The organism is Colwellia asteriadis (assembly GCF_039523295.1).
In the GTDB taxonomy this organism is placed as follows: domain Bacteria; phylum Pseudomonadota; class Gammaproteobacteria; order Enterobacterales; family Alteromonadaceae; genus Colwellia; species Colwellia asteriadis.
This window is the reverse complement of sequence record NZ_BAAAFA010000004.1, coordinates 227,705-245,397: the sequence shown is the minus strand read 5'-3', so window position 1 is coordinate 245,397 and position 17,693 is coordinate 227,705. Positions and strand designations below refer to the sequence as shown.

The window sequence follows — 17,693 nt, the reverse complement described above, 5'->3', positions numbered from 1 at the left end:
TAATGATTAAAATAGCAGCTTGAGAAAAATTTATTATCCCGAGCGTTATTTAACCTCAGGCTCTAAAGTTAAATAAAGTGCGGCTTGCGAGTTTTTAGGTACAAACTCTTGGCAGACAAAGAAACCAATCGCAGCAACAAGTACATCATTATAATAGAGAAACGGAATACGTTTACGTTGCCAAGGTGGAATGTTTAGCTCTTGTAGCACTTTTTTAAACGCTCTTGAGTGACGACGATAATCAGGTAAACAAATTGGATTATTATGACTAAAACGTACACTAACACGCTGAGCTACTGTAGGAGCTATTATTACTGTGCTAGTGATGTGAGTATCATCTTCCCTAACATTATTGCCCCTATTGTTACCTGCGCTAATAGATAACCTACCTAAATTATCTGGTAAGGTTATCGCTGCCTTTATCATGTGAGTAAAATCATTGAACTCATCGATATTTATATCTTGGCTCCAACCACTAATATCAGCTAGTTCAGCGGTAAGGTGAAGTTGATTTTTAAAACGTCTTAAATAGTGATCAGCGACTTTAATTGCAGGGTTTTTATTTTCATCGGCGCTAAGCTGCTGCCTTACTTGCTCTAACTGCTCTGTACTTGGCATTAAACATTGTTGTTTAGCTAAAAAGTAACGAATAAGATTATTAAAACGTGCTATTGAAAGGCTTTGCAAAGACGCAACATTTAAAACGCTTGCTGATAGTTGGCAGTGCAATAAGTCTTGCTCTCCTAACTCATCAAGTAACTCTTGTCCTGCTCGACAGTGCTCTGCACTACGGTTAATTGTTTGCGAAATACTGCCCCAGCGCGCCGAAAGCAGTGGCATAACTTCTTGGCGAATAAAATTACGATCAAAGCTAGTATCATCATTTGATTCATCTTCTATCCAGCTAAGTTGCTGCTCTTGTGCATACGTCACAATGGCTTGGCGAGAAACTCCCAACAACGGCCTTATGAGTTTATGCTTACCTAAGGTAGAATTTGCTAACATTGATGCTAAACCTTTTAACCCAGCGCCACGCTTTAACGCTAATAAAAAGGTTTCACTTTGATCGTCACTATGATGGCCAGTAATAATCAATGAGCTTGTTGAGTTAATTTCCACTAATGCTTGATAGCGCGCATCACGAGCCAGTGCCTCTAATGAGCTTTGAGCTTTCGCTTGTACATTAACTTGTTTAATAATTAGCGGTAATGCTAAGCGACTGCATTGCTGCTGGGCAAATTCTTGCCAAGCGAAGGCATTAACACTTAAACCATGATTAACATGACATACTGTAATAGGGTTAGTCAGCTGTTGATTTTTTTTAAGGCTTGCTAATGCATGCAGTAGTACTTGTGAGTCAACACCACCGCTATAAGCAATAATAATAGGCGTATTAGCATGGGAAGAAATAGCACTCACTAACGCTTGCTCAATCAGTGACATAACCACTCAACTGTTTTAGTAAAAAAGTAAAACACGATTTATAAAAGTGCGATCTGTAAAAACTTGATAAGTAAAAATAATAAAGCTGTATCTAGCACAACTAAATACAGCTTATAAAACTCAGTCATTGATAAATGACGTGTTTAGCAATAACCAAACGACATTAAACGATCGTAACGCTTTTCGATTAATTCATCTTTTGGTAAGTTTTCTAATTCAGCTAAATCTTTATTTAATGCTTCTTTAAGTAACGCTGCCATATGATCCATATCACGATGTGCACCACCTAAAGGCTCTTCAACAATACTATTAATAAGATCTAATTCTTTAATGCGCTTAGCCGTAATGCCCATAGCTTCAGCAGCAGTAGGCGCTTTTTCAGCTGTTTTCCATAAAATCGAAGCACAACCTTCAGGTGAAATTACAGAGTAAGTTGCATATTGCAACATGTTTACTCGATCACCAACACCAATGGCAAGTGCGCCACCAGAGCCACCTTCACCAATAACAGTACAAATGATTGGCACTGTAAGACGCGCCATTACTTTTAAGTTACGTGCAATTGCTTCACTTTGACCACGTTCTTCAGCACCAATACCTGGGTATGCACCTGGCGTGTCAATAAAAGTAATAATAGGCATATTAAAGCGTTCGGCCATTTCCATTAAGCGTAATGCTTTACGGTAACCTTCTGGGCGCGGCATACCAAAATTGCGTTTTACTTTTTCAGTAGTAGAGCGACCTTTTTGATGACCAATAACCATCACTGGCTTGCCATCTAAACGTGCAGTACCACCAACAATAGCGCTATCGTCAGCATATGCACGATCACCTGCTAACTCATCAAATTCAGTAAAGATACGTGGTAAATAGTCAAGTGTATAAGGACGCTGTGGATGACGAGCAACACGCGCCGTTTGCCACGGGTCTAAATTAGCGAAAATCTTTTTGGTTTGTTCTTTATTTTTTTCACGTAATTGGGTGATTTGCTCTTCTAAATCAAGATCAAGATCTTGACCTTTATTAACCAATTGCAATTCTTCAATTTTTGCATCAAGTTCTGCAATAGGTTGTTCAAAGTCTAAAAAGTTTAATGACATGCTTATCTTTACCTAATTAATTCTAATTAATTTTAATTTGCTACTTAAACTCCATGGTGACGCTGTCATCACCAAGCAGTGTTTTTAATTCGTATAATAACTCATCAGCTGGCGTTATTCGCCATTGAACGCCTAATTCAAGCATTGCCGATGCCTCTTCGCGCTGATAAAAAACTCTTACTGGACAAGTCCCTTCTTTAAATGGACTCATAACCTCAGTAAACTTTTCAATAAAGCTTTCATCTATCAAAGCGTTATCTATTTTTATATCTAAAGAGCTAACATAATTTTCACGCGCATCAATAACGGTCATTATATCCCGAGCGGTCATTGTATTACCACCAGAATAATCATCAAAGCTGACCTGTCCGCTACAAACTAAAATTGCATCAGTTACTAGTAGCTCTGCAAAGCGATCATAGTCATCAGGAAATAGCCGAATATCCATACGTGCGCTCTTATCATCTAAAGTGACTAATGCCCAGCGACGCCCGCGTTTATTGACTAAAACCCTAACACCTATCACTAATCCTACCGCAACTGCTTGCCTATCACGACCTGTTGGTTGCATCGCAACCAAACGATTAGATGAGTATTTTTTTATTTCACTTAAGTAGCGATTTATTGGGTGACCTGTTAAATAAAGCCCTAATGTTTCTTTTTCACCATCAAGCCATACTTCTTCAGCCCAAGGCTTTGCCGCTTTAAATGCTTGTCTTGAATCAGTTTGTTCATCGTTAATCAGACCAAATAAATCATTTTGCCCTAATGACTCAGCCTTTGCGTGTTGCTCTGCGGCTTTAATCGCTTCTGGCAACGTTTCAAAAAGAGCGGCTCGATTAGCCCCTTGCTCTTTAGTTGACCCTACTTGGTATTTAGGGCCTAAAGTGTCCATAGCACCTGATTTAACTAATTTTTCTAATACGCGTTTATTAGTTTTTTTCAAATCTAAACGCGCGCAAAAATCAAATAAATCGGTAAATGGGCCACCGGCTTGTCGTGCAGCAATAATGGCTTCAATAGGACCTTCACCCACCCCTTTGACTGCGCCAATACCATAAACAATTTGGTCGTTATCATTCACGGTGAATTTATATTGTCCCGCATTAACATCTGGCGGCAATAAATCAATCCCCATATTGCTACACTCATCAACCAAGGTAACAATTTTTTCGGTATTATCCATATCAGCAGACATTACTGCCGCCATAAATGGCGCAGGAAAGTGTGTTTTCATCCACAAAGTTTGATACGAAACTAACGCGTAGGCTGCTGAGTGAGACTTGTTAAAACCGTAACCCGCAAATTTTTCTACTAAATCGAAGATTTTTATCGCAAGCTCGCCATCAACACCACGGTCTATCGCGCCTTTTTCAAAACCAGCACGCTGCTTCGCCATTTCTTCTGGCTTTTTCTTACCCATAGCACGGCGGAGCATATCGGCACCACCAAGAGAGTAACCCGCAAGTACCTGCGCTATTTGCATTACCTGCTCTTGGTATAAAATAATGCCGTAGGTGGGCTCAAGTACCGGTTTTAAATCTTCATGCTGCCATGTTGCATCAGGGTAACTAATGGCCTCACGACCATGCTTACGCTCAATAAAGTTATCAACCATGCCTGACTGTAGAGGGCCTGGGCGAAATAAAGCCACCAGTGCGATAATATCCTCAAAACAGTCAGGCTTTAGCTTATCAATTAACGATTTCATCCCGCTAGATTCTAGCTGGAAAACCGCAGTTGTTTTTGACGCGAGTAACAAGTTAAAACTTGCTTTGTCTTCTAAATCGATAGTAGTGATATCAATAGGCTCTTTACCTGCTTTAAGCAATTTAGCGTCAGCCATTTCTATGGCCCATTGCAAAATAGTTAAGGTACGTAATCCTAAGAAATCGAATTTAACTAAGCCAGCATCTTCAACATCATTTTTATCAAATTGTGTAACCGGGTTTTTACCTTCATCATCACAATATAATGGCGCAAAGTCGGTTATAGTCGTAGGGGAAATAACAACACCACCGGCATGTTTACCCGCGTTACGCGTTGTGCCCTCGAGTATACGACACATATCAATCAAGTCTTTAACGTCGCTATCTTGCGCGTACACTTCAGGTAACTTAGGCTCTTCTTCAAATGCTTTAGCTAAAGTCATACCAGGCGTTGGCGGGATCAACTTCGAAATTCTATCAACAAAACCGTAAGGATGACCCAACACCCTCCCAACATCGCGAATTACCGCTTTTGCCGCCATAGTACCAAAAGTAATGATTTGCGATACGGCATCACGACCATAAAGTTCAGCTACATGGTCAATAACTTCATCACGTCTGTCCATGCAAAAATCGATATCGAAATCGGGCATTGAGACACGCTCTGGGTTTAAGAAGCGTTCAAAGAGTAAGTCGTACTCTAATGGGTCAAGATCTGTAATATCTAACGCATAAGCAACAAGGGAGCCAGCACCTGAGCCTCGACCTGGGCCTACTGGAATATTGTTATCTTTACTCCACTGGATAAATTCCATTACGATTAAGAAGTAGCCCGGAAACCCCATATTATTAACGACTTCTAGCTCTACCGCTAAACGTTCGTCATAAGGCTTTCGTATTTCAGCAAAATTAGGCGCGTTAACATCAAAGAGTTGTTTAAGGCGTTTTTCTAAGCCTTTTTCCGAGACTTTAATGAAATAATCATTAATCTCTAATCCTTCGGTTGGAAAGTCAGGTAAGACATACTCACCTAACGTTACGGTAACATTACAGCGTTTGGCAATTTCAACACTGTTGGCTAACGCCTCAGGAATATCTTTGAACAACTCACACATTTCTTCTTCAGAGCGTAAATACTGTTGTTCGCTATATCGCTTGGGTCTGCGTTTATCATCAAGGGTAAAACCGTCATGAATGGCAACACGTATTTCATGAGCATCAAAATCATCCGGTGATAAAAACATCACTTCGTTGGTTGCGACAACAGGCAAGTTACATTGCTCAGCAAGTTCAACCGCTAAATGTAGGTAGTTTTCTTCGTCGTTTCGTCCTGTGCGAATAAGTTCAAGAAAATAACAATTATCAAAGTGCTCTTGGTAAAAGCTCACCATTTGTGAAACTAATTCATGGTTGCCTTTTAAAAGCACTTTGCCTATATCACCTTCTCGTCCACCTGAGAGTAAAATTAGGCCTTCTTTATGCTCAACTAACCATGACTTATCAATGACCGCTCTATTTTGAATATGACCACGTAAATAAGCTTTTGAAATCAATTCGGTGATATTTTTATAACCGACATTATTGGTAGTGAGTATCACCAGGCGCGATAATTCATGACCTAATTCATCGCTTTTCACCCAAAAATCACAACCAATAATAGGCTTTATACCTGCGCCATGTGCGGCGTGGTAATATTTTACCAAGCCACATAAGTTAGTTTGGTCAGTTAAAGCAAGTGCTGCCATCCCCAATTCGGCCGCACGCGCCATTATCGGTTTAACTTTTTTTAAGCCGTCACACATTGAAAAGTCACTGTGTAAACGTAAATGCACAAAGCGAGGCTCTACAAAAGCAGCTTGCTCTGGCTCATTTTCTTGCGGAAAAGGCGTTAAATCAGTCATGCAGATGTCCTAATACACGCGCTACGGGTTTGAAGCTTTGTCGATAACAATCAAGGACCCCGTGTTCAATAATTTTTTCTAAATGGGCTTTGGTTGGATAACCTTTATGCTGAGCAAAGCCATATTCTGGGTGAAGCTTATCTAGTGCAATCATTTCATCATCACGAGCGACTTTAGCAATAATAGACGCGGCACTTATTTCAGCAACACGATCATCACCTTTAACAACGGCCTGACAAGCAATAACACCGGTTTCAGCTGTAAAGGTCGGACAACGATTACCATCGACTAAAACATAATCGGGGCAAACATCTAACCCTAAAACCGCTCGCTGCATCGCTAACATAGTGGCGTGTAAAATATTTAAGGTGTCAATTTCTTCGGGACTAGCGCGACCAATAGACCAAGCTATCGCTTTTTCTTTAATTTCAAGAGCAAGTAATGCACGCTTTTTTTCAGAGAGCTTTTTGCTATCCATCAATCCTGTTATAGGGTTATCAGGATCGAGAATCACAGCAGCAGTAACAACATCACCGACTAAAGGGCCACGACCGACTTCATCAACGCCAGCGATACAATAGGCAATAGGGTATTCAAATTCAGGAAAGGTTTTCTTGGTTGCCATAGGTATAAATCTTGTATTTTAGAAAAGGTAAAAGCGTATTGAAAATTTAAGAATACGTGCGTTTAAAAACTAAAAGAATATTAACAGTGTTTACTAGGTATGAACACACCCAAACAGCATTCAAAAATTGAGCAGAGCAAAGCGGCTTTATAAGTACTGGAAAGTATATTAATCAGCTTTTATATAAGTTAATAACCGCTTGTGCTGCTTGTTTACTAGCGTCACATCTTAATTGTTGATGAATGTTTAAATAGCTTTCATTCAAAGCACTTTGATCTTCATACAAACGCTCTGTGACTAACGGCACTATATTGTCAGGTATAACTTCGCTTTGTAATAACTCAGGCACTAATGTTTTGTTAGCGAGTAAATTGGGCAATGAAAACCATTTTAACTTCACAAGCCATTTAGCTAATAAGTGAGTGATAGGACTGAATTTATAACAAATAACCATAGGTCTTTTGATGAGTGCAGCTTCTAAGGTAACTGTACCTGACGCCATCAACAAACAATCACTTGCTGCCATCGCTGTTTGCGTTTTATCGATAATTACTTGTACATTAAGCTTGTCAGCAAATTGTGTTTTTAATGTCAAAAATTGTTTTGCTCGTTTTTCACTGACCATCGGGGCAATAAAAATTAACGCGGGATTTTGCTGTTGCAACACGATGGCGCTTTGGAAAAAAGGCTCAAGTAATCGTGATAACTCACCACCGCGACTACCCGGCATTAGCGCTAAAATTTTAGCGTTTTCAGGTAACTTTAACGCTAAACGTGCTTTTTGTTTATCACTATTTAGTGGAATATCATCCGCTAAAGGATGACCAACAAAAGTACAAGGCACCTGATGTTTATCATAAAATGCTTTTTCAAAAGGCAACAGTGCTAAAACCATATTGGTTGCTTTAGCAATTTTAAAAATACGTTTTTCACGCCACGCCCAAACTGACGGGCTAACATAGTGAACGGTTTTAATACCCTGCTTTTTAAGGTTTAACTCTAAGCCAATAGTAAAGTCTGGCGCATCAATACCAATAAAAACATCGGGTTTATTGGCTGTAAAGTATTGCGTTAATGACTTTCTAACAAACAATAACCGACGAATTCGCCCTAAAACTTCAACGATCCCCATTACAGCAAGTTCGTCCATAGCAAACAAACTTTCAAAACCAAGCGCTTTCATTTTATCGCCACCAATACCAATAAAGTGAGCATCAGGGTAATAAACGCGTAATGATTTCATTAAACCCGCGCCTAAGGTGTCACCTGAATGTTCACCCACAACAATAGCAAAAATAGGAACTTGAGTTTTAGTAGTGATTTCATTTACCATGAGTGGTTATCGACGTCCTTAATTGTAAAATTCAGACATTGTGTAGAAACAAAGAAAGCGACTTAATAAGTCTAGAGCTTTAGTCTTAGTAAAGTCGCTTTAATATTGATGTGGTAACGATTATCTAAAGGTTTTTTCAGTAATGAACCTAGCGAATAATACCACGTGTAGACGCTTTAATTGATTCTGAAAAAGCCAAAAGCTCATCGGATTGATCTTGCTCATCAATGCTACTTAATGCATCTTCTAAAGAAAGTCCTTTACGGTAAACGGCTTTATAAGCACGTTTAATATTTAAAATGGTTTCTTTTGCAAACCCGCGACGTTTTAAACCTTCACTATTCAAGCCAAAAGGTTTCGCTGGCTGCCCAGATGCCATAACATAAGCAGGCACATCTTTAAGTACCAACGCATTAGCAGCAACAAAGCTATGTTGACCAATATGACAAAATTGATGAACACCTGCCATACCGCCAATAATAACATGATTGCCCACATGAACATGACCGGCAATTGACGCGTTATTGGCCATAATACAATGGTTACCTACAACACAGTCGTGTGCAACATGGGTATAAGCCATAAATAAATTATTACTGCCGATTTGCGTTAAGCTATTATCTTGCGCTGTACCACGATGAATAGTACATGATTCACGGAAAATATTATTATCACCAATAATTAATTCTGTTGGCTCGCCTGCGTACTTAAGATCTTGGCAATCTTCGCCAATACTAGCAAATTGGAAAATACGATTGCCTTTGCCGATAGTTGTTGGGCCATTAATAACCACATGAGAGCTAATGTTACAGTTATCACCAATAACTACATTACTTGCAATATAAGTCCATGGGCCTATGGTTACATTTTCTCCAATAACTGCACCAGGCGCTATTATTGCTTGTGGGTGGATCATAATTTTATCACCTTTTATCGTTTAAGCTTATCAGAGTACTATTGAAGAATTAGGTTGAGTTTCATTAAAGTGCGCGACGAGCACACATTAAGTCAGCACTACAAACAACCTTGCCATCTACTTTTGCTTCACCGTAGAACTTCCACATTCCACGTCGCTCTTTAATAAACTCAACATGAAGGTGCATTGTATCACCTGGTAATACCGGCTTTTTAAATTTTGCATTGTCGATAGAGGCAAATAAGTACATTTCGTCTTTATTGCGTTCTTCACTACTCTTAAAACCTAAAATTCCTGTTGCTTGAGCTAACGCTTCCAGAATTAACACACCAGGAAAAATAGCAAGCTCTGGAAAGTGACCAGTAAAAACAGGCTCGTTAATAGTAACGTTCTTAATTGCATGCAAGGTTTTACCTGGTTCATGATCAAGTACTCTGTCAACTAATAACATTGGGTATCTATGAGGGATCAACGTTTTAATTTCGTTAAGGTCTATTGGTTTTTTTACAGTATCCAAATGATTATTCCTTGTTATGGCTTACTTGGTTGTATGTATACAACGCTTAATGCCCGCTATTTTATTTATTAATGGCTATTATTGCTAGTGAAACTAGCAACTTGTTTAGTGAATAACGGTTTTTAATGTGAAAAACTATTTATTAAGCTGCTTTTCTAGTGCTTTAACACGTTTATTAAGACTATCAAGACGTTTTACACGTGCGTTAGTTTTATGCCATTCGCTATTAGGAGCTACTGGTGTACCAGAAGAGTATGCTCCTGCTGTTTTAATACTTTTAGTTACCATAGACATGCCAGTAAAGACACAGTTATCAGCAATATTTATATGACCATTAATACCAACTAAGCCTGCTATCGTACAGTTTTTTCCAATAACTGTACTACCAGCAATCACACTACAGGCAGCCATCGCAGTATTTTCACCTATAATCACGTTATGCGCGATTTGTATTTGGTTATCTAAAATAACACCGTCTTTAATTTCAGTATTATCTAACGCGCCTCTATCAATGGTTGTACTAGCACCAATTTCAACATGGTCGCCAATAATAACACTACCCAATTGCGGTATTTTATGCCATTTATACTGTCCTGGTACTGGCGCATAGCCGAATCCATCAGAGCCAATAACCGTGTTTGCTTGAATTAGGCAGTGTTTGCCAATAACTACACTGTGATAAACACTACTATTGGCCCACAGCTTTGTTGACTCGCCAATAACAGCATTCTTGCCAATAAAACACCCGGCACCGATACAGACATTATCAGCAAGCTTAACGCCTGACTCAATAACAGCATTAGCACCTATGCTAACATTTTCACCTAAAGTAGCCGTTGGCGAAATAACAGCACTTGCATGAATGCCCTCTGCAGCAGCTGGCGTTGTATCTAATAAGTTAGCAAGAATAGCATAACCCATATAAGGGTTATCCATAACCAGTGCACTCACTGGACAACTTTTTGCTGCCTCTGCTGATACAATAACAGCGCTTGCTTTTGTAGTGAGTAATTGCTGCTGATATTTACTATTCGCTAAAAAAGCAATTTGTCCTGCTTGAGCGTTAGCTAAAGTAGCTAAACCTGTAATTAACGTACTATCTAAATTAACATTAGTAGCGTGACTTGTTAGCGTACTATTGTCAGCGCTAGGATGAATTAACGTTGCAGAAATTTTTTGTGCGATGTCGCTCAGCGTATGGCTCATAGGTATATTCTTGATAAGTAATTGAAAACAAAGCTAGGTTGCTAGCAACCATGTTAAATAAAGTGATTAATTTTTTAAACGCTATATAGCGAAAAGACAAAGTATAGAATATTAACGCATGGCGTTACCCTACACTCTGCCTTTAACTTTATAACTTAAAGCTATTTTACTAGGTAAATGGCTACGCATGTTACCTAATATGCAAATGAATTAGTTTAGTTTACTTACTTGTTCAACCACTTTATCCGTAATGCTTGCTTTAGGCTTAGAAAAGATAACTGCTTGTTGAGACAATACTAGATCATACTCTTCTTTTTCTGCAATTTGATCAACAGCTTGGCGAACTAAAGCAATAAGCTTATTAGTTTCTTGGTTTTGACGCTCACCTGCTTTTTGTTGTAACTCTTTACCCTTTACTTGGTATTCTTGAAAAAGACCAGCCATTTTAGTATCTAACTCTTCTTTTTCTTTAGCGCTCATTAACGCACCGTCACGCTTTTTCTTTTCTTGATAGTACTTAATATCTTTTTCAAGTTGCGTAATTACCGCTTTTTCGTCTTTAAACTCAGCTTCTAACGTTTGCATTAATGCTGCAGTTTGTGGGATTTTTCCCATAATCTCTTGGAAATTAACAACCGCAATTTTCTGTTCAGCAGCCATAACTGAACTGGCCAATAACATACCTGATGCTGCTGTTGTCATAACAATTGACTTAATAACTTTATTCATGTTTTTCCTCTTCTTTTTTATTCTTTTTATTCGCTCAATAAAGAGCGAATAACATAATGTAATGTACATAAAATCTGTACGTTATTAAAAGGTTTTACCAATATTAAAACTGAAAAATGCGGTGTCATCATCTTCAACTTCTTTCAATGACTTAGCAAAACTAAAAATCATTGGCCCCATTGGTGATAACCACTGAATAGACAAACCTGCTGAACTACGGTAACGACCTACGTCAGAGTAATCATCAATTTTCTCAAATTCACCAGGTACTAAATCTTCATAATGCTCCATATTAAATTCGGTATCCCAAACATTACCAACATCAACAAAGAAGCTGGTACGAACACTATTTGAAAAACTTTCATCTAAAAATGGTGTCGGTACAATTAGCTCTAAACCAGCTAAAGCTATCGCATTACCACCCACCGAACGAGATGAAGCATAAACACCATCTTGATCTGCACCTAGACAACAGCCACTGCCAGAGCCAGTAGGATCTGGCGTACCACGATATGGTTGCGGCTGACGATAAACCGCACGAGGTCCTACGGTATTATTTTCAAAACCACGTAATGTATCGGCACCACCGGCTCTAAAGTTTTCCCAGAAAGGTAGTAATTGATCGTGACCATTTACCGTACCATAACCATTCGCATAACCCAACTGTAAACGGGTTAATATTGACCAACGCTGATTACGTGTTAATGGGAAGTAGAACTTGCTGTCATAATTAACCTTAAAGTACTGTAAATCAGATTTAGGGCTGGTCATTTTATAAGTTAAGCTTTGCTGAGAGCCTGCCGTTGGAAAGGTACCACGGTTTAATGTTGAACGTGAAAGTCCCATATTTAAATCGAGGGTTTTAAATGGCTCTAACTCATCAGGGTGTTGCGGGTCTGCATAAATATCATAAAACGTTTGAATTTGCTCGTACGCTTGTAGTTGAGAAACTTTATTGTATTTCCAACCAACACCAAAGTTTAAACGTAAGTATTCATTAACAGGAAAGCCCCAATTTAAACCAAGGCCAAATGTTTTATTATTATATTCAACTAAGTTAGCTTGCCCTGCATCATACTCGTTATAATAAACCTGCCCGCCTAGCGATACCGAGTCAACCGTAAAATAAGGATCGGTATAAGATAAAGAAACACTTTTAGAGTAAGTATTAGTGCTTAAGTTAAGCCCTAGCTGATTACCCGTTCCTAAAAAGTTATTTTGCTGAACACCAGCATTTAAACTTAATTTAGTTTGTGAGCCATAACCAACACCTGCCGTAAATGAACCTGATGGTTGCTCTTTTACGGTAAAGTCAATATCAACTAAATCATCTTCACCAGGTAACTGTTTCGTTTCAAACTCAACCGTTTCCATATAAGGTAAACGCATTAACCACGCTTTAGATGCTTCAACGACACTGTTAGATAACCAAGCCCCCTCCATTTGGCGCATTTCACGGCGTAATACGTTATCAGCAGTGACATGGTTACCCGAGAAGTTAATACGATTAACATAAACACGCTTACCAGGATCTATAGAGATTGATAACTTAACTGTTTTATCTTCATCATTAATTTCAGGAATCGTTGTCACTTTAGGGTAAGCGTAACCATAGCGCCCTAAAAACTTACTAATAACCTCTTCGGTATAAGTAACTTCAGCACCATTATAAAGCTCTTCTGCTTGTAATGGATTAATTGCACGAATGGTTTTATCGAAACCTGCCATATCACCAATAAAGTCAACCTCACTGATGGTATAGGTTTCACCTTCACTAACATTAAGGGCAATGTAAACACCTTGTTTATCAGGTGTCATTGAAACTTGTGTTGAGTCTACTTTAAAGCGCAAATAACCACGGTCAAGGTAGTAACTATTAATAGTCTCCATGTCCCCTTGCAAGGTTTGCTTTTGATATCTGTCTTGCGCCATAAAATTCCACCAAGGGGAATCAAATGTTAACTCAATACGGTCCAGTAACTCAGCATCACTATAAACTTCATTACCAACAATATTAATTTGTTTAATCGCAGCTGCGTCACCTTCAACAAAGTTAAATTCTAAATTAACACGGTTACGTGGTAAGTGTGTTACCTTAGAAGTCACTCTGGCATTGTATTTACCGACACTGTGGTAGAAGTTCTCTAAGCCAATTTCAATACCTGAAAGCACGGTTCTATCAAGTGTTTCACCTACGCGAATATCACTACCATCTAAACTTTCAGTTAATTGCTCATCTTTAAGGTCTTTGTTGCCATCAAAAATAATTTCACTAATCGTTTCGCGCTCATAAACGCGGTAAACCAAACGATTGCCATCACGGTAAACACGAATATCATTAAAGTGACCAGACTTATAAAGAGCTTTTATTGATTGAGATATACGAAACTCGTTGAGTGTATCACCAACATTAAAAGGAATATGGGTAAGAGCTGCACCTAAAGCAACACGTTGTAAGCCTTTAACTTCAATGTCTTCCACTTGAAATTTTTGCTCGGCTTGTACTGTGGTGCCCAAAGAGCCAAGTAAAACGGCAAAGGCAATTTTTTTAATTATCATAAATTATAAACTTCGTTACTTCTTATTCACTTTGTGAGTTATAAGCCAATGGCGTAGATGAATTCATCATACCTATTCGCCCTCATATTCTATCTTATTGTTTTAATTAAAAACGCGAGAAAAATCATTAAACAGACCAATAGCCATTAAGGTTAATATTGTTAAAGCGCCAAACTTAAACCCTGCTTCTTGTACTTTCTCTGGTACTTCTTTACCCGTTAAAAGCTCTATAAGATAATAGAGTAAGTGTCCGCCATCAAGTACTGGCAACGGTAAAAGGTTAATTATTCCCAAATTAATACTAATTAAGGCTAAAAAGCCTAAAAAATAAACAAGCCCGTGACCTGCACTACTACCCGCCCCCTGAGCAATACCAATTGGGCCACTTAAGTTCTTAACCGACACGTCACCAGTAATAAACTTAATAATCATGCCAAAAGTTAACTCGGTCATATTCCAGGTACGGATGGCACTTTGTGCTATGGCATCAATAGGTCCATAAGTTAAATCAACAAGGTAATGCTCTGGCCAACTATCTACTTTCGGCGCAATACCTACATAACCAACCGTTTTATCACCTTGCTTAATGGCTTTAGGCGTAATTGCTAATTGCAATACTTCTCCAGATCTTTCGATACTGAGCATCACTTTTTGTTCAGGGTACTGTTTAATTTTTTCTGAAAAGCTACGCCAATCTTGCTGAATTTTTTCACCATTAACAGCCAATAGTGTATCACCAACAAGTAAACCTGCTTGCTCAGCAGCACTATCAGGCACTACCGTTGCCAATTGTGTGTATGCCTGCGGCCTAAATGGCACAATACCTAAACTTGCTAGCGCTGAACTTTTTTCTGGTGCATAGTGCCATTCACGCGTATTTAATAACGTAGTTTTAATATACAGGCTGTCTTGGCTTTTCGTTTCTATTTTAATCTCATCGCGACCAATCTCACCAATAAAGGCGAGATTAACATCTTGCCAATCTCGTGTTCGAGTGCCGGCAACGCTAATAATCTCATCCGATGGGTTTAGTTGTGCTTGGCCTACAATTGAGTTGGGCGTTAGCTCACCTATAATTGGCTTTACACTTGGCACACCAATTAAAAACATTAAATAAAAGGCAAATAATGCAAAAATAAAATTAGCTAATGGTCCTGCGGCAATAATAGCAATACGTTGATAAACTGATTTTGAGTTAAAGGTTTTATCTTTATCCTGTTCAGCTACATCATCAACACGCTCATCAAGCATCTTGACATAACCACCTAATGGAATAAGCGCAACAACGTACTCGGTACCATCTTGGCCTGTTTTACGCCATAACGCTCGGCCGAAGCCAACTGAAAAACGTTCAACCTTAACGCCGTTCTTTCTTGCTACCCAAAAATGGCCATACTCATGAATCGTAACTAAAATACCTAAAGCAACAACAAATGAAGCTAAGTTCCATATAAAATCAAACATCGTATCTTACTTTTCCACCATCAGTTCATCAGCGCTAGAAAAATTATCAAGCAATGATGTGGCATATAATCGCACCTGATGATCGAGACTTATAACCTCATTAATATTATCTACCTGTTGTAGGACAAATTTTTTCACAGAAGTTTCATTTATTTTATAAATATCGGTAAATTTAATTTTTCCATTTAAGAATGCTTCAACCGCTATTTCGTTTGCTGCATTTAAGGCAGTACAGGCACCTTGACCTTTTTTACAGGCTTCAATTGCAAGTGCTAGGTTTGGATAGCGTTCAAAGTCAACCGCTTGAAACTCGAAAGATGCAGTATTAAAAAAGTCGAGCGGGGCCACGCCTGAGTCAATACGTTCAGGGTATGCTAGCGCATGGGCAATAGGCGTTTTCATATCAGGGTTGCCCATTTGAGCAATCACTGAACCATCTTTATATTGCACCATAGAGTGAATCGTACTTTGTGGGTGCAAAACAACTTGAATATCTTCAGCGTCTATATTGAACAGCCATTTTGCCTCAATAAACTCAAGCCCCTTATTCATCATAGTCGCAGAGTCTACTGATATTTTTCGTCCCATATCCCAGTTAGGGTGAGCACACGCTTGCTCTGGAGTAACATTAACAAAATCGTTAAGCGGTAAAGTTCTAAACGGTCCGCCTGAGCCTGTTAATAAAACTTTACTAATGCCTTGCGCTAATAGTTGGCACTCCCCTATTTGCGTATTACTGGGTAAACATTGGAAAATTGCATTATGCTCACTATCAATTGGCAATAGCTCTGCATTAGAAGCTTTAACTGCTGCCATAAAAATAGCACCCGAAGTTACTAATGCTTCTTTGTTAGCAAGCAATACCCGCTTTCCTGCTTTAACCGCAGCAAAGGTTGGCATTAATCCTGACGCGCCAACAATAGCCGCCATAACAGTATCAACATCAGATGATTGGGCAATATCAATCAATGCTTCACTACCTGAGTAAACGGTAATATCAGCAATATTTTCTGCCGCTAACATCGCAATTAATTTTTTAGCATGCTCAGGCGAGGCTAACACCACTTCTTTAGGTGAGAATTCAATACATTGCGTAAAAATAATATCTACGCTAGCGTTGGCCGATAAGCTCACTATGTTAAATTTATCAGGGTGTAAGCGCACTACATCTAAGGTACTAGTACCTATAGAGCCTGTTGAGCCTAAAACACATAGTTGTCGCTTGACTGTAGAAGTGCCTGATGATGACTGATTAGACATGACTTACCAACCTAAAAATACATAACAAAGCGCAAATACTGGAGCAGTTGCAGTTAGGCTATCAATACGATCTAAAATGCCGCCGTGACCTGGTAAAATAGTACCACTGTCTTTAATACCAGATTGGCGCTTGAACATACTTTCAGTTAAATCACCTAATACTGAGACGGTAGTTATCAGTAAAGTGATGAGTAAAGCACTAAGTAATTGTTTTTGCGACCAATCTAATACGAAAGCCGATACTGCAACGACGATTGCCGCGCAAACAACGCCCCCGAGGAAGCCTTCAAGTGTTTTTCCTGGACTAACATTGGGCATTAACTTTCGTTTACCAATAGATTTACCGACGAAGTAGGCTCCAATATCAGCACACCATACAAGAACAAATAAACACATCAGCAGTTGAGCACCATGAAAGTTAGCAATATGGTAGTCATGACTTCTTAATACAACAAAAGCAAGCCAAGTAGGTATAAGTGTAAACCAACCAAATAAGCCAATAATTATGCGGTTCTTTTCCCAGAAAGCCGTTGTTTTAGGATAGGTCAGCATCAAAAATGCGGCAATTGCCCACCAAGCAACGCTAGCCCATAAAATAAACTGTGCATATTGATGCAAACCATTCAAAGGTGACCATAGCTGCTCAATCGGCAGCAAGTACCAAAGTAATGCAATGAGCATAACCGTAATTGCGGTATAAGTGACACGTGCTTGTGATTTTTTTAGACCAACAAAGGGTGCCCACTCCCAAGCGCCAATGGCGACAACACCTAGCAACAGGCCAGAAAAGTAGACCAGCGGTAAATAAAAAATAGCGAGAATAGCTGCAGGCGCTAAAATTAGTGCCGTAATAATACGTTGTTTTAACAAATGTAGGCCTTTTTTATAATAAGTTTATGGTCGTTAATAAGGTAAAGTGATTTGATAATAT

At 38.9% G+C, this 17,693-nt stretch carries 13 protein-coding genes; all 13 read right to left on the bottom strand.

Annotated features, from left to right (window positions below; all coding sequences use genetic code 11):
- Positions 1-45: 45 nt before the first annotated feature.
- The 13 genes from tilS to ABD005_RS07505 all read right to left on the bottom strand — a co-directional run bounded on the left by tilS (position 46) and on the right by ABD005_RS07505 (position 17,632).
- Positions 46-1,443: a tRNA lysidine(34) synthetase TilS gene (gene tilS, locus ABD005_RS07565; RefSeq protein ID WP_343816741.1), complete on the bottom strand. Its 1,398-nt coding sequence runs from the start codon at positions 1,441-1,443 to the stop codon at positions 46-48.
- A gap of 143 nt (positions 1,444-1,586) precedes the next feature.
- On the bottom strand, positions 1,587-2,543 hold the full coding sequence (gene accA, locus ABD005_RS07560) for an acetyl-CoA carboxylase carboxyl transferase subunit alpha (protein ID WP_215978829.1): 957 nt from the start codon (positions 2,541-2,543) through the stop codon (positions 1,587-1,589).
- A gap of 40 nt (positions 2,544-2,583) precedes the next feature.
- Entirely contained in the window at positions 2,584-6,153 is a 3,570-nt protein-coding gene (gene dnaE / locus ABD005_RS07555; RefSeq protein ID WP_343816737.1) for a DNA polymerase III subunit alpha, read from the bottom strand.
- Positions 6,146-6,778, bottom strand: coding sequence for a ribonuclease HII (gene rnhB / locus ABD005_RS07550; RefSeq protein ID WP_343816735.1), 633 nt, complete (start codon positions 6,776-6,778; stop codon positions 6,146-6,148). Before rnhB ends, dnaE begins: the two co-directional genes overlap by 8 nt.
- Before the next feature lie 172 nt (positions 6,779-6,950).
- The gene (lpxB, locus tag ABD005_RS07545; RefSeq protein WP_343816798.1) at positions 6,951-8,099 is read right to left on the bottom strand and encodes a lipid-A-disaccharide synthase; all 1,149 of its coding nucleotides are present in this window, start codon (positions 8,097-8,099) and stop codon (positions 6,951-6,953) included.
- Between the two features lie 160 nt (positions 8,100-8,259).
- A complete protein-coding gene (gene lpxA / locus ABD005_RS07540) occupies positions 8,260-9,027 on the bottom strand; it encodes an acyl-ACP--UDP-N-acetylglucosamine O-acyltransferase (protein ID WP_215978825.1) in 768 nt (255 codons plus the stop codon).
- Between the two features lie 64 nt (positions 9,028-9,091).
- Positions 9,092-9,544 carry a 3-hydroxyacyl-ACP dehydratase FabZ gene (gene fabZ / locus ABD005_RS07535; protein ID WP_215978824.1) on the bottom strand — a complete coding sequence of 151 codons (453 nt, stop codon included), beginning with the start codon at positions 9,542-9,544 and terminating at the stop codon, positions 9,092-9,094.
- A gap of 135 nt (positions 9,545-9,679) precedes the next feature.
- The gene (gene lpxD / locus ABD005_RS07530; protein WP_343816732.1) at positions 9,680-10,750 is read right to left on the bottom strand and encodes a UDP-3-O-(3-hydroxymyristoyl)glucosamine N-acyltransferase; all 1,071 of its coding nucleotides are present in this window, start codon (positions 10,748-10,750) and stop codon (positions 9,680-9,682) included.
- Positions 10,751-10,960: 210 nt separating this feature from the next.
- Complete coding sequence (locus tag ABD005_RS07525) at positions 10,961-11,479, bottom strand: OmpH/Skp family outer membrane protein (protein ID WP_215978822.1); 519 nt, start codon at positions 11,477-11,479, stop codon at positions 10,961-10,963.
- Between the two features lie 84 nt (positions 11,480-11,563).
- Positions 11,564-14,038 carry an outer membrane protein assembly factor BamA gene (bamA, locus tag ABD005_RS07520; protein WP_343816730.1) on the bottom strand — a complete coding sequence of 825 codons (2,475 nt, stop codon included), beginning with the start codon at positions 14,036-14,038 and terminating at the stop codon, positions 11,564-11,566.
- Between the two features lie 102 nt (positions 14,039-14,140).
- A complete protein-coding gene (rseP, locus tag ABD005_RS07515) occupies positions 14,141-15,502 on the bottom strand; it encodes a sigma E protease regulator RseP (RefSeq protein ID WP_343816728.1) in 1,362 nt (453 codons plus the stop codon).
- A gap of 6 nt (positions 15,503-15,508) precedes the next feature.
- Entirely contained in the window at positions 15,509-16,762 is a 1,254-nt protein-coding gene (gene ispC, locus ABD005_RS07510) for a 1-deoxy-D-xylulose-5-phosphate reductoisomerase (protein WP_343816726.1), read from the bottom strand.
- A 3-nt stretch (positions 16,763-16,765) separates the two neighbouring features.
- Positions 16,766-17,632 (bottom strand): phosphatidate cytidylyltransferase, encoded by an 867-nt coding sequence (locus ABD005_RS07505; protein ID WP_343816724.1) that lies wholly within the window; start codon positions 17,630-17,632, stop codon positions 16,766-16,768.
- Positions 17,633-17,693: the final 61 nt, after the last annotated feature.

Excerpts from the sequence above, each read along its gene's own strand:
- accA (WP_215978829.1), bottom strand. The coding sequence starts at position 2,543 with ATGTCATTAAACTTTTTAGACTTTGAACAACCTATTGCAGAACTTGAT.
- bamA (WP_343816730.1), bottom strand. The coding sequence starts at position 14,038 with ATGATAATTAAAAAAATTGCCTTTGCCGTTTTACTTGGCTCTTTGGGC.
- ispC (WP_343816726.1), bottom strand. The coding sequence starts at position 16,762 with ATGTCTAATCAGTCATCATCAGGCACTTCTACAGTCAAGCGACAACTA.
- ABD005_RS07525 (WP_215978822.1), bottom strand. The coding sequence starts at position 11,479 with ATGAATAAAGTTATTAAGTCAATTGTTATGACAACAGCAGCATCAGGT.
- tilS (WP_343816741.1), bottom strand. The coding sequence starts at position 1,443 with ATGTCACTGATTGAGCAAGCGTTAGTGAGTGCTATTTCTTCCCATGCT.
- dnaE (WP_343816737.1), bottom strand. The coding sequence starts at position 6,153 with ATGACTGATTTAACGCCTTTTCCGCAAGAAAATGAGCCAGAGCAAGCT.
- lpxA (WP_215978825.1), bottom strand. The coding sequence starts at position 9,027 with ATGATCCACCCACAAGCAATAATAGCGCCTGGTGCAGTTATTGGAGAA.
- lpxD (WP_343816732.1), bottom strand. The coding sequence starts at position 10,750 with ATGAGCCATACGCTGAGCGACATCGCACAAAAAATTTCTGCAACGTTA.
- rnhB (WP_343816735.1), bottom strand. The coding sequence starts at position 6,778 with ATGGCAACCAAGAAAACCTTTCCTGAATTTGAATACCCTATTGCCTAT.
- rseP (WP_343816728.1), bottom strand. The coding sequence starts at position 15,502 with ATGTTTGATTTTATATGGAACTTAGCTTCATTTGTTGTTGCTTTAGGT.